Origin of the sequence: Cytobacillus eiseniae (genome assembly GCF_017874625.1) — a bacterium.
In the GTDB taxonomy this organism is placed as follows: Bacteria; Bacillota; Bacilli; order Bacillales; family Cytobacillaceae; genus Cytobacillus; species Cytobacillus eiseniae.
In genome coordinates, this window is the sequence record NZ_JAGIKZ010000002.1 from 78,441 (window position 1) to 104,851 (window position 26,411).

At 35.8% G+C, this 26,411-nt stretch carries 27 protein-coding genes; 20 read left to right on the forward strand and 7 right to left on the reverse strand.

Annotation, left to right across the window (positions count from 1 at the left end):
• The first annotated feature begins 193 nt into the window (after positions 1-193).
• Both J2Z40_RS02565 and J2Z40_RS02570 read left to right on the forward strand, forming a co-directional pair.
• On the forward strand, positions 194-1,159 hold the full coding sequence (locus tag J2Z40_RS02565) for an NAD(P)H-dependent flavin oxidoreductase (RefSeq protein WP_066393225.1): 966 nt from the start codon (positions 194-196) through the stop codon (positions 1,157-1,159).
• A gap of 39 nt (positions 1,160-1,198) precedes the next feature.
• Positions 1,199-1,471, forward strand: coding sequence for a UPF0223 family protein (locus J2Z40_RS02570; RefSeq protein ID WP_066393227.1), 273 nt, complete (start codon positions 1,199-1,201; stop codon positions 1,469-1,471).
• A gap of 38 nt (positions 1,472-1,509) precedes the next feature.
• Here J2Z40_RS02570 and J2Z40_RS02575 read toward each other — a convergent pair whose 3' ends face one another.
• Complete coding sequence (locus tag J2Z40_RS02575) at positions 1,510-2,130, reverse strand: YktB family protein (protein ID WP_066393229.1); 621 nt, start codon at positions 2,128-2,130, stop codon at positions 1,510-1,512.
• 199 nt (positions 2,131-2,329) lie between these two features.
• Here J2Z40_RS02575 and J2Z40_RS02580 point away from each other — a divergent pair, with 199 nt between their 5' ends.
• A complete protein-coding gene (locus J2Z40_RS02580; RefSeq protein WP_066399203.1) occupies positions 2,330-2,533 on the forward strand; it encodes a hypothetical protein in 204 nt (67 codons plus the stop codon).
• Between the two features lie 214 nt (positions 2,534-2,747).
• Entirely contained in the window at positions 2,748-3,548 is an 801-nt protein-coding gene (locus J2Z40_RS02585) for an inositol monophosphatase family protein (protein WP_066393232.1), read from the forward strand.
• Between the two features lie 510 nt (positions 3,549-4,058).
• Here the strand turns inward: J2Z40_RS02585 and J2Z40_RS02590 are convergent.
• Positions 4,059-4,244 carry a YlaF family protein gene (locus J2Z40_RS02590; RefSeq protein ID WP_066393235.1) on the reverse strand — a complete coding sequence of 62 codons (186 nt, stop codon included), beginning with the start codon at positions 4,242-4,244 and terminating at the stop codon, positions 4,059-4,061.
• 338 nt (positions 4,245-4,582) lie between these two features.
• Between J2Z40_RS02590 and typA the strand changes: the two genes are divergently transcribed.
• From typA to J2Z40_RS02605, 3 genes are read left to right on the forward strand one after another with little or no spacing between them, the layout of a single operon-like run.
• A complete protein-coding gene (gene typA, locus J2Z40_RS02595) occupies positions 4,583-6,421 on the forward strand; it encodes a translational GTPase TypA (protein ID WP_066393237.1) in 1,839 nt (612 codons plus the stop codon).
• 23 nt (positions 6,422-6,444) lie between these two features.
• Positions 6,445-6,759: a YlaH-like family protein gene (locus J2Z40_RS02600; protein ID WP_066393240.1), complete on the forward strand. Its 315-nt coding sequence runs from the start codon at positions 6,445-6,447 to the stop codon at positions 6,757-6,759.
• Positions 6,760-6,775: 16 nt separating this feature from the next.
• Positions 6,776-7,066: a hypothetical protein gene (locus J2Z40_RS02605; RefSeq protein ID WP_066399205.1), complete on the forward strand. Its 291-nt coding sequence runs from the start codon at positions 6,776-6,778 to the stop codon at positions 7,064-7,066.
• Between the two features lie 254 nt (positions 7,067-7,320).
• On the opposite strand, the gene J2Z40_RS02610 is transcribed toward J2Z40_RS02605, so the two are convergent.
• Positions 7,321-7,521: a YlaI family protein gene (locus J2Z40_RS02610; protein ID WP_066399208.1), complete on the reverse strand. Its 201-nt coding sequence runs from the start codon at positions 7,519-7,521 to the stop codon at positions 7,321-7,323.
• 133 nt (positions 7,522-7,654) lie between these two features.
• Between J2Z40_RS02610 and J2Z40_RS02615 the strand changes: the two genes are divergently transcribed.
• Entirely contained in the window at positions 7,655-8,110 is a 456-nt protein-coding gene (locus J2Z40_RS02615) for a pyridoxamine 5'-phosphate oxidase family protein (protein ID WP_066393242.1), read from the forward strand.
• 23 nt (positions 8,111-8,133) lie between these two features.
• Here J2Z40_RS02615 and J2Z40_RS02620 read toward each other — a convergent pair whose 3' ends face one another.
• Entirely contained in the window at positions 8,134-8,724 is a 591-nt protein-coding gene (locus tag J2Z40_RS02620) for a YhcN/YlaJ family sporulation lipoprotein (protein ID WP_066393245.1), read from the reverse strand.
• 150 nt (positions 8,725-8,874) lie between these two features.
• On the opposite strand from J2Z40_RS02620, the gene J2Z40_RS02625 reads away from it, so the two are divergent.
• A complete protein-coding gene (locus tag J2Z40_RS02625) occupies positions 8,875-10,203 on the forward strand; it encodes a PhoH family protein (protein ID WP_066393248.1) in 1,329 nt (442 codons plus the stop codon).
• Positions 10,204-10,246: 43 nt separating this feature from the next.
• On the opposite strand, the gene J2Z40_RS02630 is transcribed toward J2Z40_RS02625, so the two are convergent.
• Positions 10,247-10,744: a hypothetical protein gene (locus J2Z40_RS02630; protein WP_066393250.1), complete on the reverse strand. Its 498-nt coding sequence runs from the start codon at positions 10,742-10,744 to the stop codon at positions 10,247-10,249.
• A gap of 160 nt (positions 10,745-10,904) precedes the next feature.
• On the opposite strand from J2Z40_RS02630, the gene glsA reads away from it, so the two are divergent.
• The 4 genes from glsA (at position 10,905) to pyc (ending at position 17,196) form a co-directional block, all read left to right on the forward strand.
• Positions 10,905-11,834 (forward strand): glutaminase A, encoded by a 930-nt coding sequence (gene glsA, locus J2Z40_RS02635; protein WP_066393251.1) that lies wholly within the window; start codon positions 10,905-10,907, stop codon positions 11,832-11,834.
• 120 nt (positions 11,835-11,954) lie between these two features.
• Positions 11,955-12,236 carry an Fpa/YlaN family protein gene (locus J2Z40_RS02640; protein ID WP_066393253.1) on the forward strand — a complete coding sequence of 94 codons (282 nt, stop codon included), beginning with the start codon at positions 11,955-11,957 and terminating at the stop codon, positions 12,234-12,236.
• Between the two features lie 234 nt (positions 12,237-12,470).
• Positions 12,471-13,631 (forward strand): FtsW/RodA/SpoVE family cell cycle protein, encoded by a 1,161-nt coding sequence (locus tag J2Z40_RS02645; RefSeq protein WP_066393254.1) that lies wholly within the window; start codon positions 12,471-12,473, stop codon positions 13,629-13,631.
• 124 nt (positions 13,632-13,755) lie between these two features.
• Positions 13,756-17,196: a pyruvate carboxylase gene (gene pyc, locus J2Z40_RS02650; RefSeq protein WP_066393262.1), complete on the forward strand. Its 3,441-nt coding sequence runs from the start codon at positions 13,756-13,758 to the stop codon at positions 17,194-17,196.
• Positions 17,197-17,437: 241 nt separating this feature from the next.
• Here the strand turns inward: pyc and J2Z40_RS02655 are convergent, their stop codons facing one another.
• Entirely contained in the window at positions 17,438-18,409 is a 972-nt protein-coding gene (locus J2Z40_RS02655; RefSeq protein WP_066393265.1) for a COX15/CtaA family protein, read from the reverse strand.
• A gap of 603 nt (positions 18,410-19,012) precedes the next feature.
• Between J2Z40_RS02655 and cyoE the strand changes: the two genes are divergently transcribed.
• The 7 genes from cyoE (at position 19,013) to J2Z40_RS02690 (ending at position 25,872) form a co-directional block, all read left to right on the forward strand.
• The gene (cyoE, locus tag J2Z40_RS02660; RefSeq protein ID WP_066393268.1) at positions 19,013-19,948 is read left to right on the forward strand and encodes a heme o synthase; all 936 of its coding nucleotides are present in this window, start codon (positions 19,013-19,015) and stop codon (positions 19,946-19,948) included.
• Between the two features lie 270 nt (positions 19,949-20,218).
• The gene (coxB, locus tag J2Z40_RS02665; protein WP_066393271.1) at positions 20,219-21,289 is read left to right on the forward strand and encodes a cytochrome c oxidase subunit II; all 1,071 of its coding nucleotides are present in this window, start codon (positions 20,219-20,221) and stop codon (positions 21,287-21,289) included.
• Positions 21,290-21,313: 24 nt separating this feature from the next.
• A complete protein-coding gene (ctaD, locus tag J2Z40_RS02670) occupies positions 21,314-23,188 on the forward strand; it encodes a cytochrome c oxidase subunit I (RefSeq protein WP_066393274.1) in 1,875 nt (624 codons plus the stop codon).
• Positions 23,188-23,817: a cytochrome (ubi)quinol oxidase subunit III gene (locus J2Z40_RS02675; protein ID WP_066393276.1), complete on the forward strand. Its 630-nt coding sequence runs from the start codon at positions 23,188-23,190 to the stop codon at positions 23,815-23,817. Before ctaD ends, J2Z40_RS02675 begins: the two co-directional genes overlap by 1 nt.
• A gap of 3 nt (positions 23,818-23,820) precedes the next feature.
• Positions 23,821-24,156 (forward strand): cytochrome c oxidase subunit IVB, encoded by a 336-nt coding sequence (gene ctaF / locus J2Z40_RS02680; protein WP_066393277.1) that lies wholly within the window; start codon positions 23,821-23,823, stop codon positions 24,154-24,156.
• Between the two features lie 150 nt (positions 24,157-24,306).
• The gene (gene ctaG / locus J2Z40_RS02685) at positions 24,307-25,209 is read left to right on the forward strand and encodes a cytochrome c oxidase assembly factor CtaG (RefSeq protein ID WP_066393279.1); all 903 of its coding nucleotides are present in this window, start codon (positions 24,307-24,309) and stop codon (positions 25,207-25,209) included.
• 195 nt (positions 25,210-25,404) lie between these two features.
• Positions 25,405-25,872, forward strand: coding sequence for a DUF420 domain-containing protein (locus tag J2Z40_RS02690; protein WP_066393281.1), 468 nt, complete (start codon positions 25,405-25,407; stop codon positions 25,870-25,872).
• A gap of 89 nt (positions 25,873-25,961) precedes the next feature.
• Here J2Z40_RS02690 and J2Z40_RS02695 read toward each other — a convergent pair whose 3' ends face one another.
• Positions 25,962-26,321 carry a YugN family protein gene (locus J2Z40_RS02695; RefSeq protein WP_066393284.1) on the reverse strand — a complete coding sequence of 120 codons (360 nt, stop codon included), beginning with the start codon at positions 26,319-26,321 and terminating at the stop codon, positions 25,962-25,964.
• Between the last annotated feature and the right edge of the window lie 90 nt (positions 26,322-26,411).

The following is a 26,411-nucleotide window of genomic DNA, read 5'->3' on the forward strand; positions in this document are numbered from 1 at the left end:
GCATTATTCGATTTCTTTGCATAGAAAGTTTTAATAAGATGAATGGTTTCATTGATTCATGCTTCGGTATTTTTTAATACAGCCTACTTTTTTTGCTTAGATCCTTTTCTAAATAGTTTCTGATATAGACAGGAAAATATAACATTAATATAGAATTATTTAAAGGGAAGGTGCAAATGAAGGAGGTTTTATTATGCAGTGGAATACTAGAGTAACGGAATTACTTAATATAAAGTATCCAATTATTCAGGGCGGCTTAGCCCATCTAGCCTACTCAGACTTAGCTGCAGCTGTATCTAATGCTGGCGGACTAGGGCAAGTAACGGCAATGTCTCTTGATAGCCCTGAAGCACTTAGAGAAGAAATTCAAAAGGTTAAAGCATTGACTGATCAGCCATTTGGTGTGAATTTTGCAATCGGTCAGCATGGCAGGCCCTTTTCACATTATTTAGAAATAGCAATTGAAGAAGACGTTCCTGTGATTTCGATGACAGGGGGAAATCCAGCCCCGCTTTTTGAACAATTAAAGGGGACGAAGATAAAGAAACTTGTACTTGTAGCTGCAAAAAGGCAAGCGGTAAAGGCAGAAGAACTTGGTGCAGATGCAGTTATGGTTGTTGGTCAAGAGGGTGGAGGGCATTTAGGAAGGGATGATGTCGGCTCCATGGTATTAATTCCTCAAGTGGTCGATGCTGTTTCTATCCCAGTCATTGCTTCTGGTGGAATAGGTGACGGCAGAGGAATGTTAGCTGCTATGTGCTTAGGTGCAGAAGGGATTGAGATGGGGACTAGATTTGTTGCAACGAAAGAGTGCATCCATGCATCTGACTTATATAAATCAAGACTAGTTGAGGGAAGTGAGCAAGATACAACAGTCATTAAACGATCCATTGGTGCCCCTGCAAGAGTGATTTCGAATAGTTGGGCAGAAAAAATCCTTGATATAGAAAATAACGCTGGTGGCTACGATCAATTAAAAGATTATATTAGTGGGAATGCTAATAAAAGATATATTTATGAAGGAAAAGAAGATGAGGGGTATGCCTGGGCAGGACAAGTAATGGGATTAATAAAGGATGTGCCGACTGTTAAAGAACTCTTTGAGCGAATGATATCTGATGGTGAGAAGATTCGAAAAAAATGGATGGTTGGACAATAATAAAACATACTAACTAGAACTACATATGGGGTGAAGCAAATGGAATATCAGTATCCAATTGATCATGATTGGTCAACAGAAGAAATTATTGACGTAATCAGCTTTTTCCAAAAGGTTGAACAAGCTTATGATAAAGGTGTTGATCGTGATCAGTTTTTAGAAATATATAGACGCTTTAAGGAAATAGTGCCTGGCAAAGCACAGGAGAGAAATATATGTCGAGAGTTTGAAGAGGTAAGCGGCTTTTCATCCTACCGAACAGTTAAGACCGTTAAAGAAGCAGAATCTGGTATGAAAGTAAAAATAAAATAATAAAAACCTCCTTTATGGAGGTTTTAGAAAAAAGAGTGTTAATTCATTTGATAAAGCGGCACTAAAGTCTTAAAGACTGATTCTGCTGTTTTAAGAAATTCTTCTGGCTCCATTTTTATTGCATCCTCTTTAGCGATAGTTAACCCGCATAAGATTTCTGATTTTTTAACCTTTTGCAGGCGCACGAACATGGCTTGGAGTTCATCCTTCGTTACATCACTTTGCTGTATAGCATCTGGTTTTGTATGGTCAACAGACCAAACGAAATGATTAGGAATTTGCTGATAGATTTTATCCGTATTTACTTCTAGCTTTTCTCCAAAAGCGACTTTATTCGGAGCTTCATATATAAGAGCAAACCAGATAAATACATGTGTTTCCCACAGTCCAATTTGAAAGTGCGGGAGCATTTTATACCCACGTGGATTACTCGCAAATGCTACCCAAGTATCTTTTGGTGGATTTTTCGTACGTCTTGCATGTTTTGCTACATGAGGAAACATTTCATTGCCAACTTGCATGGCCAGCATAGGTGTGAAATATCGACCTAATTCTTCAAGCTTTGGTCGAATATGTGTTTTTAATGCATCCATCCGCTCTTCAAGCCCATCAATGGTAAAAACATTAAAATCAGTATCTGTAAATCCTGTGAATGACATAAATTAACCTCCTAGGTATTATCAAATATTGTAGCATATTGATGAAAAAACAGTAATTTTCATGCTTATTAAATAATATATATGTAAAATTAGGTAATCGCACAAATTTGTTGCAAGTATACAAGATTCTTCATAATATAATAGTAAAAATAATCAGATTAAACAAAAAATAAGATTATTTGGAAGGGGTGTAATGGCAATGAAACAACTGATGAACTCGGTCAAGAATCAAGCTGGTGAAAAGGAAAGGATGGCTGTACTGCGATTAGAAATGGATTATGAACTTGCAACATTATATGAGGCAATGTCAGATCAGAATGAAGAAATGAAACAAAAAAGCAAGAAAAGGCTAGAAAGAATTAGAGAGGAATTAGTAAGACTTAAAGCCTTTAAAATCCATTAAAAAAGAACGGACACTGTAAAAGGAGAAAGCTTGAGAGAAATGTACAATGAAATAAGATGTAATCAATAAAAACGAACTCCTATATCATATCGGGGGTTCGTTTATTATTTTTCCGGAAGGGAATGTTATGCTTGAAGCAAATGTCGATTTCCATTAAGCTAATGATATTTCATTTACTGGATGGATTGTCATTAGTGTACTCGGAGGGAAGAAAATGGCCAATTGGCTTGAAATTGATAAGAATGCAAAGACATGGGTGAAAGAAGCAAGTCAAATGATTAAACAATCTTTTAGTAAAACACTAACGATTGAAACGAAATCAAATGCAAATGACCTTGTTACAAATATTGACAAACGAACAGAGCAATTTTTTATTAACAAAATTAACGATCATTATCCAAATCATAGGATTGTCGGTGAAGAAGGATTTGGTGATTCGCTCAGCAATTTAGATGGGATTGTTTGGATTATTGATCCGATTGACGGCACAATGAACTTCATCCATCAACAGCGGAACTTTGCCATATCTATCGGGATTTACGAAGATGGAGTCGGACAAATAGGATTAATATATGATGTCGTACATGACGAGCTTTATCATTCAATAAAAGGGAATGGTGTATTCTTAAATGATTTATCTCTTCCTAGGCTCGAAGATGTGAATGTTTCTGAAGCGATCATTGGGATGAATGCAACATGGGTTACTGAAAATAAACGGATAAACCCTTCCTTGTTAGCCCCGCTTGTTAAAAATGCACGTGGCATACGCTCCTATGGGTCTGCAGCCATCGAGATGGCTTATATAGCATCAGGAAGATTGGATGCATATATATCATTAAGGCTCGCTCCATGGGATATTGCGGCAGGGATCATTTTAATTGAAGAACTAGGAGGCATTGCCACAACATTAAAAGGGCAGCCACTCGATCTTTTAGCAGAAAATTCACTGTTCATTGCAAGGCCAGGTCTACATGAAGAAATAATCCAGAAGTATTTAAATAATGGGGATTGGTGAAGGTTTTTTTGAAAATATAAGGTTCTTTTCTAAAGGCTCTTTTCTAAAAGATTGTTGTTTTTATATCAATTGTTAGAATGAATGGTTTACCAAATAGGTCGGTTGATTGGAGCGGAAGGTGCGAGACTCCAGCGGGATGCGTGGGACAGCTGAGACCTAAGCAGGAGCGGATGCTCCGAGGAGGCTCAAGCGGACTACCCCGCGGAAAGGAGCACACGTACGTGGAAATCAACCCTTACCAAAATTATGTGTGAATAGCAACAATGGTTCCGAAAACAGCCAAATAAAAAGAGGAGAGTCCATCATTATAAGGTGATGGACTCCATTTGATTAGGGAAGAGAAAAAATTCTTCTATATGTGATATAACGTGATAGGAGAACAGAAAAAAGTCCATCATCAGAAAGACGACAGACACATGATCTAGAGCAGCGTTAAAGTGAAGATCATCAAATTAACAATGGAAGTTTTTTATTTTAGATGTGGGCCTTCTGTAATTATATGAAGGCTCATTATAAGCTTCCATTTTCACGTAATTTCTTTTTTGTTTTAAAGCCAAATCCCATGATGAATATAAGCACAAGAATGCATGCAAGGATTCCAACTACACTTTCTTCAGCAATTGCAATTCCAACACCCATGATGCATATAGTTGCTACAATCGCAAAAGCTAATAATGGCCATTTAATATTCTGCATATTCCAAAACCTCCTTATTTGGAGCAATATGTAATAACGGCAATCATCAAAGGTTTTGCATCACCGAATAATGATTGTTCGTTGAATGAATCGAGCATTTAGTGGCTGTTAATCACTCGCCAAGAAGTGATTTTCTTTCTTGAAGTGAAAAATTAGAGCTCGATCATTTGCAAAAAAGGTTATAAAAACGAAGGTTAAAGCAGCACTAGGTAAATTAATTTTCGTTTATCTTTATATTTTACACAAAAAGCTTATAGGTTTCCACAGTAATTATGGTATAATATTTCAGTTGTACGAAAGAACTTGAAATTGTTTAAATACAGGTAGGAGGAACTTCCTTGAAATTGAGAGAAGACATTCGTAATATTGCCATCATCGCACACGTCGATCATGGAAAAACGACTTTGGTTGATCAGCTTTTGAAACAGTCTGGAACATTCCGTTCAAATGAGCATGTAGAAGAACGTGCAATGGATTCAAATGATATTGAAAGAGAGCGCGGTATTACAATATTAGCAAAAAATACTGCAATTCAATATAAAGATACACGTATTAATATTCTTGATACGCCAGGACATGCTGATTTTGGCGGTGAAGTAGAACGAATTATGAAAATGGTTGATGGAGTTTTGTTGGTTGTCGATGCATATGAAGGATGTATGCCACAAACACGCTTTGTATTAAAAAAGGCATTGGAACAGAATTTAACTCCGATTGTCGTTGTTAATAAAATTGACCGTGACTTTGCTCGTCCTGACGAAGTAGTTGATGAGGTACTGGATTTATTCATTGAACTTGAAGCCAATGAGGATCAGCTTGATTTTCCTGTAATCTATGCTTCAGGAATTAACGGAACTTCAAGTAAAGATCCAAGTCAGCAAGACGAAAATATGCAGTCTTTATATGAAACGATTATTGAAAATATCCCAGCACCAATTGATAATAAAGAAGAACCACTTCAGTTCCAAGTAGCGTTACTTGATTACAATGATTATGTGGGGAGAATTGGGATTGGACGTGTTTTTCGAGGAACGATGAAAGTTGGACAACAAGTTGCTTTAATGAAAATAGATGGTTCAGTTAAGCAATTCCGTGTAACGAAAATTTTCGGTTTCTTTGGTCTAAAACGTCAGGAAATACAAGAAGCTTATGCAGGTGATTTAATTGCGGTTTCTGGTATGGAGGACATAAATGTTGGTGAAACTGTTTGCCCAGTAGAACATCAAGATGCATTGCCGATTTTAAGAATTGATGAACCAACATTGCAAATGACTTTCCTAGTTAATAACAGTCCATTTGCAGGAAAAGAAGGAAAATATTTAACATCTAGAAAGATTGAGGAAAGATTACGTGCTCAATTACAAACAGATGTAAGTCTTCGTGTAGAAAATACTGAATCACCTGATGCATGGATCGTATCTGGTCGAGGAGAACTCCATTTATCAATATTAATCGAGAATATGCGTCGTGAAGGTTATGAGTTACAAGTATCAAAACCGGAAGTAATTGTTAGGGTTATTGATGGCGTGCGCTGTGAACCTATTGAACGAGTACAAATCGAAGTTCCTGAGGAACATACTGGTTCAATTATGGAATCAATTGGTGCACGTAAAGGTGAAATGCTCGATATGGTTAATAACGGGAATGGTCAAGTTCGTTTAGTATTTAATGTACCAGCTCGTGGGTTGATCGGGTATACTACTGAATTCTTAACACTAACTCGTGGTTTTGGAATCATCAATCATACATTTGACAGTTATCAGCCAATGGCACAAGGGCAGGTTGGTGGAAGACGTCAAGGTGTTCTTGTATCTATGGAGAGCGGAAAAACTTCAACTTATGGTATTATGCAAGTAGAGGACCGTGGAATTATCTTTGTTGATGCGGGAACTGAAATTTATGAAGGGATGATTGTCGGAGAACATACTCGTGAAAATGACATCACTGTGAATATCACGAAAGTCAAACATGCAACGAATGTCCGTTCAGCTAACAAAGATCAAACATCTACAATGAAAAAGCCGCGTATTATGACACTTGAAGAGGCTTTAGAATACTTAAATGAAGATGAGTATTGTGAAATTACACCTGATTCAATTCGTTTGCGCAAAAAGATTCTTGATAAGAACGAACGGGAAAGAAGTGCTAAAAAGAAAAAATATGCTGAAATGAGCTAAGGAGTGAAGGGGGAGGAGAAAAAGTGGATGTAACCTCGCGTCTATCTTTTTTCGCTGCTTTATTCAAAGTCCAGGAAAACTCTGATGTTGGAATGTGGATGCTTTATTTAACAATTGTTGTTTTATGTATTATTGTTTTTAAATTAGGCTTTGCAAAAAAACTACCAATTGTTAAATCAATCGTTATTTATCTTTTTCTTATTTTTGGATGTACCATACTAACTTTCTTTGCTGTTTTTTTACCAATTACAGAAGGCTTATTAGTAGCCGCATTAATTTTGATCATCTACAAAATTCGACTTCAACAGACAAAGAAACATGAAGGAAGAGAAATTTAGGGATGGGGAAATGGATATGAACTCATTACAAGATGCGTTATACAATTGGTTGACAATCAAAATTGTTTGTGATGAAAGACCTGATGATCATGCAGCAGCAGAAACAGAGGCGATGTTCTGGGGAATGTTAGTGGATGATCATCATCTAACGAATATTGAAATTGAAACCGATGAGATTATGTATTATGTCCATTATGATCATAATGGGGAAAGAAAGAAAACACGTTACCCAAGAGAGCTCATAGAAATTATGCTTAATCAAATTAGTGCGAATCCAGAAAAGTACGAAAACTATCCAGAAGAATAAGAAAAGGCCCGTTCATTAAAACGGGCCTTTCCTGTCTATATTTGTTTAGGAAATATTAAATTTGGATGTTGTGTATAACTATATGAGTAGTTTAGTCTACGTCCAGCTCCGGCGCCTATCGCCTACCAAACTTCAGTACTGCTCCCTACGATAAGTCAACATCGGTTCGCTATCGCTCACCGTGTTTCCTTTATCTCAGTCACAGTCCTTCCAGTTTGTACGGCGATGATCAAGGCGCCTGCGCATTTGTTCTTTTACCACTCGTCATCTGGTGCTTTGCTTTCATAAAGCTTGAAATTTCCGGTTTCAAATCTTTTCTGTGTTTTTTCTGTGATTCTTTCATTGCATTCATTACACATATACGTATGTATAGGTCGATTGCGAAGTTTCTTTGCTTGTAAAGATTCATTTTCAATGGATTCAATTTTATCACATAATACGCATTTTACTTTCATTTTGCCACCCCAAAAATCCTTATTTTTCTTCATACATTCATTATATATGAAGGAGGATTTCATTTCGAATTTCTTTTGTGAACTTGAAAGTTACTAGATCTCATAATAAGATGAGTATAAGGGGTGAATGCAGATGGCAAATCAAGTGGAACCAAAATTAGAGAAAGCGTTATACGATAAGCTGCAACAAGAATGTTTTGTCACTATCGCTACTGTAGACTTTGAAACAGGTGGTCCCAATGTAAGTGCAATCTCATGGGTTTTTGCAAAGGATGAAGAAACCATTCATTTTGCTGTAGATAATCGATCTAGAATTGTACATAATATCATGCAAAATAATAAAGTGGTTATAACTATGATTGCAAATGAGTCAATATATTCTATTGGTGGCAAGGCGATTGTAAAAAAGGAAAAACTCGATCATGTTCCGTTAAAGCTTGCATTAATAGAATTATCAATTTCTGAAGTTCGCGATGTCATGTTTTACGGATCGAAAATATCAATTGCTCCAGAATATGATAAAACATATGACATAGCTGCTGCTACACGTTTAGATAGACAAGTGATGGAGGCAATGAAAAAAGCTTAGTTCAACTAAGCTTTTTTCATTTATTAATTTTTATGATGATTAGATTGTTCATTTTGTTCTTTATCTAATATTTTCTCTTCGTTATTATTCAGCTTCTTTTTAGGTTTTTCGGTCGCATCTTTTTCATTCGGATCAATTATATCCGCAGGTATTTCAGGCATAAGTCTACCAGTAATATCTGCTAATTCATTCATGATGCCTTGAATAGGCCTACCAGCTTGAATATCTTCAGAAACTTCTTTAAGGCGAGCATTCAGGTCAGGATCTGCAATAATGATCGCTCTTGCCCCATGTGGATCGTTTTTTAAGCTTTCTGCAACTGAATATTTAATTGCCCCAACCTCAGAACGTTCCAAGTTTTTATTCACATCAATGCCAACGATTGCATATTTTCCTAAAACAATTGCAGTTGCATCATTTATATTAGGAATACTTGTTGCAAGAGAAACTAGATGTTTAGAAATATCTTGTCCAGATGAACGATCGACCTCTTGAATTGCGCTATTTTTTACATTTACGATCGTTTGATCTTGTTTTTCTTGTGATTGATTATTATTTGCCCCGCAACCACATAGTACGAAAGAAGCAATAATAACAAATAGCCATTTTTTCATAAAGTATCCACCTCCAAAGATATACTTCTCCGTAATCTTATGTATTATTGTGCAAAATTTCTTCTATCTTTATTCGGAAAAACATATATTAAATCAAAGTTAAATTCGTTCCACTGTTAACATGACCTAATAGGAGCAGGAGGCATCGAATTGAATAAAATTTATGTATTAGATACAAATGTCTTATTACAAGACCCGAATTCAATTTTTTCATTCGAAAATAATGAAGTAGTAATTCCGGCAGTGGTGTTAGAGGAGGTTGATTCAAAGAAAAGATATATGGATGAAATCGGCAGAAATGCAAGGCAAGTCTCAAGATTAATTGACGGTTTAAGAGAGACAGGCAGGCTACATGAGAAAATACCTCTTGAAAATGGGGGAAGCCTAAGAATTGAATTAAATCATCGATCATTTCAGCAATTACAAGATATTTTTATAGAAAAAACAAATGATAACCGGATTTTAGCTGTAGCGAAGAACCTTTCTCTAGAGGAAGGAATGAAAGAAAATGGCCGTACGGTTACTTTAGTTAGTAAGGATACGCTTGTTAGGGTAAAAGCGGATGCAATCGGTCTAAATTGTGAAGATTTTTTAAGTGATCGTGTTGTTGAAAATGATCACTTGTATACGGGCTTTGCGGAAATCCATATTTCAAAGGATCAATTAGATGTCTTCTATGAAAAAGGAGAATTACCAATCCAGGATTTTGTGCATGTCACACTATATCCTAATCAATTTATATTAATGAAAGATTTACTTGGTTCTTCTGCTTCCGCATTAGGCATAGTAGATTTAAAGGGGAAAAAAATTAGAAAATTGATTTTTGAGTTTGATCATATTTGGGGGATTAAGCCTAGGAATGTGCAACAAACAATTGCGATGGAGCTTTTATTAAGAAGGGATTTGCCATTAGTTACTTTAACAGGGAAAGCTGGTACAGGTAAAACATTGATGGCATTAGCCGCAGGATTAATGCAAACTGAGGATTTTGGCTATTATAAAAAACTTCTCGTTGCTCGCCCGATTGTTCCTGTAGGAAAGGATCTAGGGTTCCTTCCAGGTGAAAAGGAAGAGAAGCTCAGACCATGGATGCAGCCGATTTTTGATAATTTAGAGTTCCTATTTAATACGAAAAAACCAGGTGAATTAGATGCAATCTTGGCAGGAATGGGATCAATTGAAGTGGAGGCATTAACTTATATTCGGGGAAGAAGCATACCTGATCAATATATCATTATTGATGAAGCGCAGAATTTAACAAAACATGAGGTGAAAACAATCCTAACACGTGTAGGTGAAGGGAGCAAAATCGTCTTAATGGGCGATCCTGAACAAATCGATCACCCGTATTTAGATGCATATAACAACGGCTTAACATACGTAGTAGAAAGATTTAAAGAGCAAGCGATTTCAGGACATATTAAGCTTATAAAGGGAGAACGCTCTGGCCTTGCCCAGTTAGCTGCAGATCTCTTATAAAATGATTGAAAGGGCGATTAGTGATAATCGCCCTTTCTCATTTTTATTCTACTCGAAATGTCTTCACTTTTTTGATTGGCTGGTCTTTATTACTTCCATCCCCAAAATAGACATAAGCTGGTCCATCTTTCAATAATGGTTTCCCATTTTCTGAAAAACCTAAAATTAATTCTTCCGCCTCAGAAAGGGGCAAATGAATCTCTTCACTTTCTGTTACAATAACAAGGCTTTTCGCTGAAGAATCCGGTTCAGCATTTTTAAGAAAAGGTTTAAATGGAATACCGAAAGTTCCTGTTAACACTTTTTCCTTTTCGAACTTTTTTTCTGTTTTTAGTGTAGGTGGAAAGATTGCTCCCTCCATAATTTCTCTATCCCAATGCTTCGAAATTGATTTCGTATATTCCTCTAACTCGTCTTTTCTTTCAGTCTCTGAATCAAAATATGTAGTCAGGTCCACTCGACGGTCATCAAATATCCAAACACCTGGATCAAGTGTGATCGTATATGTAACTTTTCCATTCAGTAAAATAATATTTTCCATCTTATAAACCTCCTAAAGGACAAGATTAAGCACTAGAATATATAGGTAAGTATAACAGTTATTAAGTAAATTTGTCATATTCGTTTCAAATATACAGGAATGAATATATTTGATAGACTAAGACTAAAGACATAATATTATTTTGTTTGGAGGAAAACATATGATGTGTAAATCCAATACAGATTTACAGACAATCGTAGATGAGGTGCGTTCTATTTCTGAAGCAGGAAAAGTAGCTGATTATATTCCTGCATTATCAAAAGCTGATAAAAATGATTTGTCCATTGCCATTTATGATAAGAATAATACATGCGTTTATGCAGGAGAATATACGAAGAAATTCACATTACAAAGTATATCAAAAGTACTAATCCTTGCACTTGCACTACAAGATCGAGGCACTGATTATGTTTTTGGAAAAGTAGGAATGGAACCGACAGGTGATCCGTTCAATTCAATATCAAAACTTGAAACATCGATTCCATCTAAACCACTTAATCCGATGATAAATGCAGGGGCTCTTGCAGTTACAAGTATGATTGTAGGCAAAAGTGAGGAAGAAAAATGGGAGCGGATGCTTCAATTTGTTAGATGTTTAGTCAAAAACGATGAGATATCTTATAATGTGGAAGTAGCAAAATCAGAATTGGAAACAGCATCGCTTAATCGAGCACTATGTTATTTTATGAAGCAGCATCAGGTGATTGACGGGGATATTGAAGAGCTAATGAGGTTATATACGAAACAATGTGCAATTGAAATGAATTGTTTTGAGCTTGCAAGAATCGGTGCCGTTTTTGCATCAAACGGATTAGACCCCGAAACAGGAGAACAGTTAATTCCTATACATATTGCACGGATTTGTAAAACATTTATGGTTACATGTGGAATGTATAATGCTTCTGGAGAATTTGCGATAAAAGTGGGCATCCCTGCAAAAAGTGGTGTTTCAGGCGGGATTCTGGGAATTGTTCCAGATAAGTATGGAATTGGAATATTCGGCCCCTCACTTGATGAAAAAGGAAATAGTATTGCAGGAATTAAGCTATTAGAAATTCTTGCGAATAAGTATAATTTCAGTATTTTTTAATAAATTCAATATAAGTTGCAATTCTATTCCCTATGTACAAGGTATTATCCTTGCTTTTTTCTTCTCTTAAGTATAAAATTTATAGATAGGATAATCGCTCGGAAACGGGGGGATTGAAAGTTGACTTCTGAAACAATATTAGATCATAAGAAAAAAGCAAACGCCCTGTTGAAGGCTGATGCGGATAAAATATTAAAATTAATTAAAGTGCAGATGGACAATCTCACCATGCCACAATGTCCTCTATACGAAGAGGTTCTTGATACACAAATGTTTGGATTGTCTCGTGAAATAGAATTTGCTGTTCGACTCGGATTAATTGAAGAGTCCGAAGGAAAAGCGATTTTAGGTCAATTAGAGAAAGAGCTTTCTATTCTGCATGAAGCATCAGTAAGAAAATAATGAAAAAAAACTCAAACATTCTAATTAGATTGTTTGAGTTTTTTTAATCATTGCAATAAATAGAAGAAGATATCATGCACACATTATGTATCATATATACTTTATAGTATGACATAATAATAGATTTTTGGTAAATAGTATGATACATTAAATATATCTTCTCTTCTTTGCAGGATATTTTACTACTTTAGACGAATAAATAAAACACCAAGAAGATAAAGGGAAGAGTGTTAGATGGTTAAAAAAATTTTAAAATCATATGATTACACATTGATTATTACAGTATTAATTCTATCTATATTTGGACTTGTTATGGTATTTAGCGCGAGTATGGTTACTGCCGTACAAATTAATCATGTGGAGAGTGATTATTTCTTCAATAAGCAGCGGCACCATCTAGTAATTTCAGCTGTTGCTTTTTGTATAATGGCTATTTTCCCTTATAAGGCAATGCTAAGTAACAAAATTCTTGTTCCGATGGTATTCCTTTCATTAGGAGGGTTACTTGCCCTTTTCGTTTTTGGACAAGCTACAAATAATGCGCAAAGCTGGTTTGAGCTAGGAACTAGGAGCTTACAGCCATCCGAGTTTGTCAAATTAACAGTTATTATTTATTTGTCTGCTGTGTATGCGAAAAAGCAATCCTATATTAATGAATTTAATAAGGGAGTTGTCCCGCCACTTGCCTATCTATTTCTTGCCTGTGTGTTAGTTGCTTTGGAGCCGGATTTTGGATCTGCAGCGATAATTTTTGCCATTGCAGCTACGATTATTTTTACATCAGGCATGAATTATAAGAATATCTTTAAGCTCGGATTAATTGGAATTGTGATTGTTACTCCGATTGTCCTTGTAATGAAAGATAAAATTTTCACAAAGGTACGGATGGGGCGTATCGAGGCGTTTCAAGATCCGTTTTCATCTGAATTTGGCTATCAGCTAGTCAATTCTTATTTAGCTTTAGGCGCAGGTGGATTAAAAGGTTTAGGCTTAGGAAATAGTGTCCAGAAATTAGGCTATTTACCTGAAGCCCATACAGACTTTATTATGGCTGTTATTGCTGAAGAGCTTGGTATTTTGGGGGTTTGTTTTGTCCTTTTATCCCTAGGTTATATTGTGCTTAGAGGCGTATTTATTGGATTAAAATGTAAAGATCCTTTTGGCAGCTTATTAGCAATTGGGATTTCTAGTATGATTGGTATCCAATCTTTTATTAACCTTGCTGGTATTTCAGGGGTAATTCCATTAACAGGTGTAACATTACCATTTGTTAGCTATGGGGGATCCTCGCTTTTACAATTAGCATTGGCTATGGGAATCCTTGTGAATGTGTCGATGTTTGTGAATTATGAGGAAAAATATAAGAAAAAAGAAAGCGATAGTCAGACTGTATAAGGACAAAGGGCTTCTGGCAGTGTTTATGATTATCGTAAATAAATTTAAGAGAAATAGGATGGTTAAATGCAGACCATCCTATACATAAGATTCTGTATAAATCAAACAAATAGGGGTGTTTTCTTTGAGCCAAAGAATTAACAAAGTGTTAGTAGCAAACAGAGGAGAGATTGCCATTCGAGTATTTCGTGCATGCTCGGAACTACATATAAGAACAGTGGCCATTTATTCAAAAGAGGATTCTGGCTCATACCATCGATATAAAGCTGATGAAGCCTATTTAATAGGAGAAGGTAAAAAACCAATTGATGCCTATTTAGATATTGAAGGCATCATTAACATTGCAAAGGTTAGTGATGTAGATGCCATTCATCCTGGCTATGGGTTTTTATCAGAAAATATCCATTTTGCTAGACGTTGTGAAGAAGAAGGCATCATTTTCATTGGACCTAAATCAAAGCATTTAGATATGTTTGGTGACAAGGTAAAAGCTAGAACACAAGCACAACTCGCAGAAATACCAGTTATACCTGGAAGTGATGGCCCGGTTCAATCTGTGGACGAGGTCATAAGCTTTGGCAATATTTATAACTATCCTATTATCATCAAAGCATCACTTGGTGGTGGTGGAAGAGGGATGAGGATTGTCAAAGAGGAAAAAGAGGTTGTAGAAGCATTTAATCGTGCAAAATCAGAAGCAAAGGCTGCATTTGGTAATGATGAAGTATATGTTGAGAGGTTTATAGAAAAGCCTAAGCATATTGAAGTTCAAATTTTAGGGGATCATACTGGAAATATAATTCACCTATTTGAAAGAGATTGTTCGGTACAGCGCCGACATCAAAAGGTTGTTGAAGTAGCCCCATGTGTATCTTTATCTGCCAAGCTAAGAGAGGATATTTGCGAAGCAGCGGTCAGGTTAATGAAGAATGTAAATTACATAAATGCGGGTACAGTTGAATTTCTAGTTTCTGGTGATGAATTCTATTTCATTGAAGTGAATCCACGTGTACAAGTTGAACACACGATTACAGAAATGGTTACTGGTGTTGATATCGTTCAAACACAAATCCTTGTTGCTGCAGGACATGATCTACATGGTGAAAAGGTTGGCATTCCAACACAAGAAAATATACATGTAAATGGATATGCGATTCAGTCTCGAGTAACGACTGAGGATCCATTAAATAATTTCATGCCAGACACAGGGAAAATCATGGCCTATCGTTCTGGTGGAGGTTTCGGAGTCCGTCTGGATGCTGGAAACGGCTTCCAAGGAGCTGTAATTACACCATATTATGATTCTTTGCTTGTGAAATTATCTACTCAAGCTATGACGTTTGAGCAAGCTGCATCAAAAATGGTTCGTAATCTTCGCGAATTTAGAATTCGTGGGATAAAAACAAATATCCCATTCCTTGAAAATGTTGTGAAACATGAGAAATTTATTAAAGGCGAGTATGACACATCTTTTATTGATCAAACGCCAGAATTATTTATGTTCCCTAAAAGCAAAGACCGTGGAACAAAAATGCTTTCATATATTGCGAATGTAACGGTTAATGGTTTCCCTGGCATTGAGACGAAAAAAAGACCCGTCTTTGATGCGCCTCGAGTGCCTAAATTAAATTACAGCATGGACTACCAAAAGGGCACGAAGCAAATTTTAGATGAGCAAGGTGCTGAGGGGTTAGTGAAATGGGTGAAGGATCAAAAAGAAGTGCTATTAACTGATACTACATTCCGTGATGCGCATCAATCTTTACTTGCTACACGTGTTCGTACAACAGATATTAAGCATATAGCTGAACCAACAGCAAAGCTTTTGCCAGAAATGTTCTCATTTGAAATGTGGGGCGGGGCAACATTTGATGTAGCTTATCGCTTTTTAAAAGAAGATCCTTGGGAAAGATTGCTTACTTTAAGAGAAAAGATGCCAAATGTTCTCTTCCAAATGCTTTTAAGGGCTTCAAATGCAGTAGGTTATACAAACTATCCAGACAATGTCATTCGCGATTTCGTTGAGAAATCGGCACATGCGGGTATTGATGTTTTCCGAATCTTTGATAGCTTAAACTGGGTTAAAGGGATGGAAGTAGCAATAGATGCAGTTAGACAAACGGGAAAAATAGCAGAAGCTGCCATTTGTTATACAGGTGATATTTCTGATCCTACTAAATCAAAATATGATTTAAATTATTATAAACAGTTAGCAAAGGAACTTGAAAACCAAGGGGCACATATTTTAGGTATTAAAGATATGGCTGGCTTACTTAAGCCACAATCTGCCTTTGAATTAATTTCTGAATTAAAAGCAACGGTTGATATTCCAATCCATCTTCATACACATGATACGAGCGGAAATGGAATTTTCACATATGCGAAGGCAATTGAGGCAGGCGTTGATATTGTTGATGTTGCGGTAAGTTCGATGGCAGGATTGACATCGCAGCCAAGTGCAAACTCACTCTATTATGCTTTAGAAGGTACAAACCGCAAACCGAAAATTAATATTCAAGCACTTGAGCAATTGTCTTATTATTGGGAAGATGTAAGAAAGTATTATAAGGATTTTGAGAGTGGCATGATGTCTCCTCATTCTGAAGTTTATCAGCATGAAATGCCAGGAGGACAATATAGCAATCTCCAACAGCAAGCAAAGGGTGTTGGTTTAGGCGATAAATGGGATGAAGTGAAGGAAATGTATTCTCGAGTAAATCAAATGTTTGGTGATATTGTCAAAGTTACCCCTTCTTCAAAGGTAGTTGGTGACATGGCATTATACATGGTTCAAAATCAGCTGGATGAAGAATCGGTGATTAAAAAGGGTCATTCGTTAAATTTCCCTGATTCAGTTGTTGAACTTTTTGAAGGGTATCTCGGTCAACCTTATGGTGGTTTTCCCAAAGAGCTTCAAAATGTAATTTTGAAAGATAAAAAGCCAATTACTGTACGACCAGGTGAATTATTAGAGAAAGTTGATTTTGATATAATTAAAGAAAAATTATTTAAAGAGCTTGGCAGACCAGTGACAAGCTTTGAAAAATTAGCATATGCTCTCTATCCAAAAGTTTTTATGGATTATAGGAAAACAGTGGAACAGTTTGGCGATGTATCTGTACTTGATACACCTACATTCTTATTTGGGATGAGGTTAGGAGAAGAAATTGAAATTGAAATTGAGACAGGTAAAACATTAATTGTAAAATTAGTTTCGATTGGTGAGCCACAAGCTGATGGAAATCGAGTTGTTTATTTTGAGTTAAATGGTCAACCACGTGAAGTCATTATTAAAGACGAAAGTATTAAGGCGACAGTCGCATCTAAAATAAAGGCGGATCCTCATAATGAAACACATATCGGTGCATCGATGCCAGGAACTGTCGTAAAAGTAGTAGTTGCAAAGGGAGAAAAGGTTGCAAAAGGGGATCACCTAATGATTACAGAAGCAATGAAAATGGAAACAACAGTACAGGCTCCATTCTCAGGAGTCATTGGTGATATATATGTTAAAAATGGAGAAGCTATTCAAACAGGCGATTTATTAATTGAATTGATTAAATAAACAAGAAGAGTTGCAGCAAAGGCTGCAACTCTTCTTGTTTATATTTGTCTCTTTTCAAAAGATTGTTGTTTTTAAAACAATTGTTAGAATAAATGGTTTACCGAATAGGTCGGTTGATTGGAGCAACCTGGAGTGGAAATCAACCTTCACCAAAATTATGTGTAAAATAGCAACAATGTTTACGAAAACAGCCTTATTTTTAAGCGGAAAATAGTATATATTTTCTCAATAATTGATATTTTTATTGTGCAGTAACAGGTGGAGTTGGTACTAATTTGTCCTTATTAGATGTTACTTCTTCTAATGCAAGCGCATTTCTCTTGCTTCGTGATACTAATAGCAGGAGATAGCTCAAAATCCCGAATAAACAAGAAATGAAAAATGCATGGGCAAGTGCAATAAATAAGTTCAATCTAGTCAGTACAACTAATGCACCAGAAATTACTTGCAGTGTAACGAGTGCAAAGGCAATGACGGAGCCCCAATAAATAACCTTTTGTCCTTTGTAATGTGTAATTGCTAAGTAAGCGATGTATGCAATCCAAATAAAAATTAACCCTGCCGCAGCGCGGTGTCCCATTTGTACCCATTCATGCATATTTCCAGGAAGGGCAAAAGTTGAATTAATACATAGTGGCCAATCTCTGCATACTAGACTTGCTTCGACGTGGCGGACAAGTGCACCAGTATAAACAACGATATAACTATAGATAGAGACTCCGATAATATGTGCTTTCATTCGGGGATCCAAGATAACTTTTTCAGCTTCAAATTTCTTATCCACCTCAAAAATAAGTAGTGTCAATAATAATACTGTTGCAAAGGAAATTAAAGAAATTCCGAAATGAAGTGCTAGAACAAAATCAGATTGTCCCCAAATAACAGCAGCTGCACCAATCAAACCTTGTAATAATAGAAAGAAAAAGGAACAAAATGATAAGAATTTTGTTTCTCTAATATGGCCGATTTTTTTCCATGTCCATACAGATAATACTAATACCATTATTCCTACGACACCTGAAACGACGCGATGAGCTAGTTCAATTACTAATTCAGCTGTAATTTCTGTAGGGATTAACTCCCCGTTACATAGTGGCCAGGATCGTCCACACCCCATCCCAGAATCAGTTTTTGTTACAAGTGCACCACCTAGGAGGATTAATAGCATTCCAATTGTTGATAATACAGCCAACCATTTTAATGATCGTTGCAAATTATTTCACCTTCTTTAAATAATAAAAGCTATTTTTCATTTTTTATATTCCTCTTGATTTCTTTTACTGCTAACTTATCTAATGTAAAGAAAAAAGAGTAGAAAATACATGGAGCTTTACTGATAGTAATGGATAAAAATATGTTTTTCAACAAATTTGCTACTTTTTCACTATTTTTATAGTATTAAGGGTTGAAAGTTTAAATAGAGTTTGTTAGAAATAGAAAGAGGCAATATGATAAATAATGAAACCAGTCTAAGTAAATGAATTAATTTTATCTATCATTTTATATTATGGCAGAAAAACAACAAATCTTTAACAAAAAAAGAAATCTGACACAAAACGTTCACAATTTATTCAATAAACGTTCACAAAAAACACAAAAAGTGTGATTTAATATACAGAGAGAGGTGTAATGTTTTTTACGGAAGAAATTAACAAGGTTTACACTTTGGTTATAGTAAAAATTATTGCACTCATAATATATTTGATGGGCCCTTCGTTTTTTATTGCAAATATAGCAATGCCAGCTCGAATGATTTATAGTAGTTGTAGTGTATAATGGTGTATTTGTAATAAGGGATAAAGGAGGAAATAAAAATATGTCGAACTCGAGGGCTGCCATTGAATCAGCAGTTAAAAACAATGGTCAAAGTCTAGAAAATGAAGTGACAACGACTGCTTGGAAGGATTTTCTTGATTTAATTAAGATTGGTATTGTGAATTCAAACCTAATTACAACCTTTACAGGTTTATGGCTCGCACTTCATTTCTCAGGTATGGGGTTTTTTGGTAATTTACATATTGTTTTCTTTACATTAATAGGTTCGGGGTTAATTATTGCTGGCTCTTGTGCTTTAAATAATTATATTGACCGTGATATCGATCCATTAATGGAAAGAACAAAGAAAAGACCAACAGTAACGGGGAAAACAACCCCAAAGAAAGTCGCAATTATGAGCTTTATATTGATTATTGCAGGTACTATTTTCTTGATGTTAACGACTGTAACTGCAGTAGTTATTGGATTAATAGGTGTATTTAGTTATATTGTACCTTATACAATTTGGTCGAAGAGAAGATATGTATCAAATACGGTTATTGGTAGCTTTTCAGGCGCAGTTCCGCCCTTAATTGGTTGGGCTGCAGTTGATGCAAACCTAGATATTATGGCATGGACACTATTTTTAATTATGTTTTTCTGGCAGCCGCCACACTTTTATGCACTTGCAATGAGAAGAGTGGAAGAATATAGAGCTGCAGGGGTACCGATGCTGCCGGTTGTCAAAGGTTTTAAAACAACGAAGCGCCATATTTATATTTGGATAGCCGCATTAATGCCACTTCCTTTTTTTCTTCCTAAATTAGGATTACCATTCATTATTCTGGCAACATTGTTAAATATAGGATGGATTGCTACAGGTATATATGCTAGAAAGTTCAATGACGATATCAAATGGGCAACTTTAATGTTTGTATATTCATTACAATACCTTACTATCATGTTTGTTGCTATGGTAATAATCACACTTTTATAAAAAAATATGAAGTGGATAAGGTTTTTGTTAAAGATGAAAACTAGTATGAATAAGTTTTATATAAAAACTTCTTTTATCTACTTCTATATTAAATTAAAAAGAATAATTGTTTTAATTTAATAGTAATTATTATTAGATGACTACATAAAAGTCATACTTCAACTTTGTTAGGAATTCTTTCTGTTCCTAAGTTATAGAAAGAATTTATTCATAATTTTCTATTCGAAAAATTCTAAAGAATTTCAAAAGAAAGAGGGGATTGATTTTTTTATGAAAAGGCTTGCGAAATGGCGTCTAGTTTCATTGTTTGCACTAGTATCGCTTATACTTTCCGCTTGTAGTGGTCAACCGCATTTATCAACGCTACAGCCTGCTGGTGAGGTTGCTCAAAAGCAATATGATTTAATGGTGCTTAGTACCGTTATTATGCTAGCAGTAATGGCAGTCGTTGCAGTGATCTTTGTTGTTGTTTTGGTGAAATTTCGTCGTAAGGATGATAAGATCCCAAAACAAGTTGAAGGAAATCATGCTTTAGAAATTATTTGGACTGTCATACCGATTTTATTAATTCTTATTATTTCTGTTCCAACTGTTGTATCAATCTTTAAATTTGCTGATGTTGATGCTATGGAAAGAAAGAATGAAGATGGGACAGTTGATGCAACTGTTGTCAATGTTCGTGCCAGCTTATATTGGTGGGAATTTGAATACCCGAATGAAGGAATTGTAACTAGTCAAGAATTAGTTGTTCCTACTGATGAAAAAGTATATTTCAATTTAATTGCTTCAGATGTTAAGCATTCATTCTGGATTCCAGCTGTTGGAGGAAAGATGGACAATAACACTGAGAACGTCAATAAATTTTGGTTAGAATTTGATAGTGAGCATGTTGACCCGAATGAATTATTCCAAGGAAGATGTGCAGAGTTATGTGGACCATCACATGCTCTTATGGATTTTAAAGCAAAAGCACTTCCAAGAGCTGAGTATGATCAGTGGGTAAGTGATATGAAGAATGTAGAAGAAGCTGAAGTTGCAACGACAGATTTAGCGCAGCAAGGTCAAGAAATCTTTAACCAAAGCTGTATTGGTTGTCACGCAGTTACACCTTCAAATGGTACACCAGCAGAGGCGCGTCTAGCACCTAATTTAACTAACTTTGGTGAGCGTTCAATTATTGCAGGTTACTTAGAGAATAATGAAGAAAACTTAAAAGACTGGCTGAAAGATCCAGAAACATTTAAGCCAGGGAATAAAATGACTGATACGTATGGTAAATTAACGCCTGAGCAATTAGATGCGTTAACTGCATATTTAATGGGATTAAAAGTTCAGGATTAGTTATTTTGAAGGGGAGGTTAAATTGTGAGTACCATTGCTCAGAAAAAAGGATTTGGGGCAACGTTATGGGACTACTTAACAACAGTAGATCATAAAAAAATTGCCCACCTTTATCTTATAGCTGGCGGATTTTTCTTTTTGGTTGGTGGTTTAGAAGCCTTATTTATCCGTATTCAGCTGCTTAAACCAAATAATGACTTTGTAAGTGCAGGTTTCTTTAATGAAATATTAACGATGCATGGAACGACGATGATCTTCTTAGCTGCCATGCCACTTGTTTTTGCTTTTATGAACGCGATTATGCCACTACAAATTGGTGCGCGTGACGTAGCTTTTCCGTTTCTTAATGCTTTAGGTTTTTGGTTATTCCTATTTGGTGGAATCTTCCTTAACCTTTCATGGTTTATGGGAGGCGCGCCTGATGCAGGTTGGACTTCATATGCTTCTCTTTCCATTACTTCGGAAGGGCATGGGATTGACTTCTACGCATTAGGCTTGCAGATAGCCGGCTTAGGGACACTAATTGGTGGTATTAATTTCCTTGTAACAATCATTAATATGAGAGCTCCTGGTATGACTTATATGCGTATGCCAATGTTTACTTGGACGACATTTATCGTATCAGCATTAATCTTGTTTGCTTTCCCGCCACTAACAGTTGGCTTGTTCTTAATGACTTTTGACAGAATGTTCGGCGCAAATTTCTTTGATGCTGCAATGGGTGGAAATACAATTATTTGGGAGCATTTCTTCTGGATTTTTGGTCACCCTGAAGTGTACATTTTAATTTTACCTGCATTCGGTATTTTCTCAGAAATCTTTGCGATTTTCTCAAGAAAAAGACTTTTTGGATACTCATCAATGGTTTTTGCTACAGTATTAATTGGATTCCTAGGATTCATGGTATGGGCTCACCATATGTTTACAACTGGTCTTGGACCAATTGCCAACTCCATTTTTGCAGTTGCGACAATGGCGATTGCTGTACCGACGGGTATTAAGATTTTTAACTGGCTATTTACTATGTGGGGCGGAAGTATTCGGTTTACAACACCGATGCTTTGGGCGATTGCCTTTATTCCTTCCTTTATCATGGGTGGGGTAACAGGCGTTATGCTAGGATCTGCGTCTCAGGATTATCAATATCATGATACGTATTTCGTTGTTGCTCACTTCCATTACGTTATTGTTGGAGGAGTAGTATTCGCATTATTCGCGGGCGCACATTTATACTGGCCGAAAATGTTTGGTACGATGTTGAATGAATTCCTTGGGAAGATTACATTCGTGTTATTCTTCGTCGGATTCCATATGACTTTCTTTATCCAGCATTTCTTAGGGCTTTGGGGTATGCCGCGTCGTGTATTCACATACTTACCTGGCCAAGGTTTTGAAACCTCGAACGTCATTAGTTCAATTGGTGCGTTCTTAATGGCTGCTGGGGTTATTGTATTATTAGTGAACGTTGTTATTACAAGTGTTAAAAATGAAAAGGTTGGAAATGATCCTTGGGAAGATGGACGTACGCTTGAATGGGCGCTTCCTTCACCACCGCCATATTATAACTTTAAGCAACTTCCACTTGTTCGTGGATTAGACGCTTATTGGCTAGAAAAAATGGATGGGAAAAAAGGGATGACACCTGCTGAACCAATTGGTGACATTCATATGCCAAACAATTCATTCATTCCGTTTACGATCTCTTTAGGACTATTCATCGCTGCATTTGGTGCAATGTTCCACGGAGATGAAGGGAATACATGGGGAGTTCCAGTATTGATCTTTGGTCTATTATTTACTTTAGGATCAATGTTTGTTCGCTCAATTAAAGATGATCATGGATACCATATTCCGAAAAAGGAATTATTAGATGATAAAGATTTGGGGGGGAAGGCATAATGCATGTTGAAGAAAAAATGACAGTTGAAAAATGGCCTGCTTCGCCTGAAAAACAAACCCTCGAAGCAAAGAATAAATTTTTAGGTTTCTGGTTTTTCTTAGGGGGAGAGACCGTACTTTTCGCCTCTCTCTTTGCCACATATCTTGCTTTAAAGGATTCTGTTCCAAGAAGTGATATGTATTTAGCAAAGGATTTATTTGAGATTCCGTTAGTATTTGTGATGACGATGATCCTTTTAACAAGCTCATTAACGAGTGTATATGCTATGTACCATATGAAAAACTTTGACTTCAAGAAAATGCAAATATGGCTAGGGATTACAGTTGTTCTAGGATTATGTTTCTTAGGATTAGAAATTTATGAGTTTAATCACTATGTACATGAATTTGGGCATACATTTACTAGTAGTGCATTCGGTTCTGCTTTTTATACTTTAGTTGGATTCCACGGAGCACACGTTGCGTTTGGATTACTGTGGATCACTACTTTGATGATTCGAAACAGTAAGCGTGGATTAAACTTATACAATGCACCTAAATTTTATGTTGCTAGTTTATATTGGCACTTTATCGATGTAGTATGGGTATTTATTTTTACAGTAGTATATTTAATGGGAATGGTGGGATAACTGATGACAAATGAACAATTAAATTCAGGCAATCCTCGTGTAGACATTGAATATCGCCGTAAAAAGAATGCGGAAGAAATGAGACACCAGGTCATCTCATTTGCATTAATGATTTTCTTAACATTAATTGCTTTTGTTGCAGTTGCATATGAGGAGTTTTCTGGTTGGTTCGTTGTTCCGTTTATTCTTCTACTTGCAGGTGTTCAAGTGATCTTCCAATTATTTTACTTCATGCATATGAGTCATAAAGGACATGAGGCGCCAAAGTTATTTATGTATGCAGGGATGGTAGTAGCATTTGTTACGATTCTTTGCTATACAACGATTATTTGGTGGTAAAAAATAGAAAAGAAATCGGCTGAAAAGCCGGTTTCTTTTTGTATAGAAGAAATATTGCTAATAATCAAATAGCTGATTTCTTTGTTTTTTAATAGAATCAACGTATAATTAAAGTGTAGTTAGAAGTGAGAGTGAAGGGGTGAAAATCATTTGTCTATTTCTATCTTTGGCTTTCGAGCATTATGGAGCCCATACTTTGCAATTTCCCTAGTCCTTATTCTAATTGGTTATTTTCTTTTTATGACTAAATATCGAAAGAAGTTCATAGAAAGTGAACGACTAACAATAGGTCAGGCAGTTAATTTTTCGTTAGGGATCATTCTTTTATATATTATTAAAGGGTCTCCGGTTGATTTATTAGGGCATCTTACGTTTTACGCACATATGACTCAAATGGCTGTCCTATGTTTAATCATTCCACAATTGTTTATCTATGGTATTCCCAAATGGATTTGGCGAACTTTGTTTAAAAATAATGTCATTAAAAAGATGTTTAATCTTTTATCAAAACCTGTTGTTGCATTAATAATGTTTAATGGGATTTTCTCAATCTATCATATTCCGTTAGTATTTGATTTAGTTAAAACAGATATTTGGCTCCATGCAGGTTACACGAGCATTTTATTTATCGTTTCCTTTTTCTTCTGGTGGCCACTTATTAATCAGCTTGAAGATCAACATACATTAAGTGGTCTAAAGAAAGTGGGATATATCTTTGCTGGTGGTGCTTTGCTTCTACCTGCGTGTGCGTTAATCATTTTCTCGGATGTCCCATTATATGCAACTTTTTCGGATCCAAATGCATGGGCGAAAGCGCTTGAGCTTTGTGTACCAGGTACGACTTTGGCCGGCTTAACATTAAGTGGACCAGAAGTATTCAGTTCAATGTCCCTCCTAGATGATCAGCAGCTTGGTGGAATTGTGATGAAAATTATTCAGGAAGTTGTTTATGGCTTTGTATTAGCAAAGGTTTTCTTTAGCTGGTATCGTAATGAGCAGGGTGAAACAGAGGCGGAAAAGCAGCATCGGTTGAATCCACAATTGATCGAGTAAGATAAGCCCTGTCCGTCTGGATAGGGCTTTATAACAATTGTGGTTCTTTGGGAATGTAAAATATCACGATTCTTAATAAATATGTGAACATTTAAGCACTATTTTTCATAAAAAGGCTTAGTAATTGATTAGATAAGTTATAATGACAGAATAAGCAAAAATACATAGCAACATTAATTGGAGAGGGAGACAGGTATGGAATTTTCATTACCAATTTTACCAACGATTAGTACAACCTTTATTGTTTTAAGTGCGATTTTTGTGGCGATCGGATGGGGACAAATTCGCAAGCGTAAGATCGATGCACATAAGAAAACAATGACATTTGCAGGGATATTTGCGATTATATTCTTTACTATTTATATGAGCAGAACAGTGTTTATTGGCAATACCGCTTTTGGTGGGCCAGATAATCTTAAAATATACTATACGATCTTTCTGATCTTCCATGTTACATTAGCGACTATTGGAGCTGTTTTAGGCTTGATTTCATTAATTTCTGGTTATCGAAATAAATTGTCACTTCACAGGAAACTAGGGCCAATCACAAGTATTGTATGGTTTATTACCGCAATAACAGGTGTTGCAGTATATTTATTATTATATGTATTTTTCCATGGTGGAGAAACAACCTCAACTATTAAAGCTATTTTAGGGTTTTAATAAAACTACTCTCGAAAAAGTGTGAAATTAGTTGATGGAAATCAGTTTAAATAAAAAAGAAAAGACGCATATTAAATGCGTCTTTTCTATTAGTTGGAAAATTTTTCAATTTCAGCAGAAACGTTTGCTAGAATTTTTTCACATTGGCTTACAAGTGTTTTTGGGTAAACCTCATCCTCGCCATATTCAACACCATGAGGATAGTAATGTTTGCCTAATGCTGGTGTCATTAATTGAATAACTGCTTCATCAGCGCCAACATCACCTTCAGATGCATAACCAAATACTCGTAAGTAGTAAGTGCCTTCTTTTAAAACAAATTTACGGTCGTATGTAACTCTTTCATAATCCCATTGACCTGCACGTACAAGTCCATAAGAATCCATTAAATCATCTAAACGATTTAAATCTGCTTTCATTTTTTCTAAACCAGTATTTTCGAACTTCATATTTGTCCCTCCTAAAAAACAATTCATTAAAGCTAACAGTAGCTTAGCTGAATTAATATTACAAGTTTTATCCCAAATCTAATAATAGTT

Coding starts and splice junctions, on each gene's coding strand:
- coxB (WP_066393271.1), top strand. CDS start 20,219: ATGAAAAGGCTTGCGAAATGGCGTCTAGTTTCATTGTTTGCACTAGTA.
- J2Z40_RS02610 (WP_066399208.1), bottom strand. CDS start 7,521: ATGAAAGTAAAATGCGTATTATGTGATAAAATTGAATCCATTGAAAAT.
- glsA (WP_066393251.1), top strand. CDS start 10,905: ATGATGTGTAAATCCAATACAGATTTACAGACAATCGTAGATGAGGTG.
- J2Z40_RS02615 (WP_066393242.1), top strand. CDS start 7,655: ATGGCAAATCAAGTGGAACCAAAATTAGAGAAAGCGTTATACGATAAG.
- J2Z40_RS02630 (WP_066393250.1), bottom strand. CDS start 10,744: ATGGAAAATATTATTTTACTGAATGGAAAAGTTACATATACGATCACA.
- ctaF (WP_066393277.1), top strand. CDS start 23,821: ATGACAAATGAACAATTAAATTCAGGCAATCCTCGTGTAGACATTGAA.
- J2Z40_RS02675 (WP_066393276.1), top strand. CDS start 23,188: ATGCATGTTGAAGAAAAAATGACAGTTGAAAAATGGCCTGCTTCGCCT.
- J2Z40_RS02590 (WP_066393235.1), bottom strand. CDS start 4,244: ATGCAGAATATTAAATGGCCATTATTAGCTTTTGCGATTGTAGCAACT.
- J2Z40_RS02565 (WP_066393225.1), top strand. CDS start 194: ATGCAGTGGAATACTAGAGTAACGGAATTACTTAATATAAAGTATCCA.
- J2Z40_RS02605 (WP_066399205.1), top strand. CDS start 6,776: ATGAACTCATTACAAGATGCGTTATACAATTGGTTGACAATCAAAATT.
- J2Z40_RS02645 (WP_066393254.1), top strand. CDS start 12,471: ATGGTTAAAAAAATTTTAAAATCATATGATTACACATTGATTATTACA.
- J2Z40_RS02690 (WP_066393281.1), top strand. CDS start 25,405: ATGGAATTTTCATTACCAATTTTACCAACGATTAGTACAACCTTTATT.
- J2Z40_RS02575 (WP_066393229.1), bottom strand. CDS start 2,130: ATGTCATTCACAGGATTTACAGATACTGATTTTAATGTTTTTACCATT.
- J2Z40_RS02570 (WP_066393227.1), top strand. CDS start 1,199: ATGGAATATCAGTATCCAATTGATCATGATTGGTCAACAGAAGAAATT.
- J2Z40_RS02620 (WP_066393245.1), bottom strand. CDS start 8,724: ATGAAAAAATGGCTATTTGTTATTATTGCTTCTTTCGTACTATGTGGT.
- cyoE (WP_066393268.1), top strand. CDS start 19,013: ATGTCGAACTCGAGGGCTGCCATTGAATCAGCAGTTAAAAACAATGGT.
- J2Z40_RS02585 (WP_066393232.1), top strand. CDS start 2,748: ATGGCCAATTGGCTTGAAATTGATAAGAATGCAAAGACATGGGTGAAA.
- J2Z40_RS02580 (WP_066399203.1), top strand. CDS start 2,330: ATGAAACAACTGATGAACTCGGTCAAGAATCAAGCTGGTGAAAAGGAA.
- J2Z40_RS02695 (WP_066393284.1), bottom strand. CDS start 26,321: ATGAAGTTCGAAAATACTGGTTTAGAAAAAATGAAAGCAGATTTAAAT.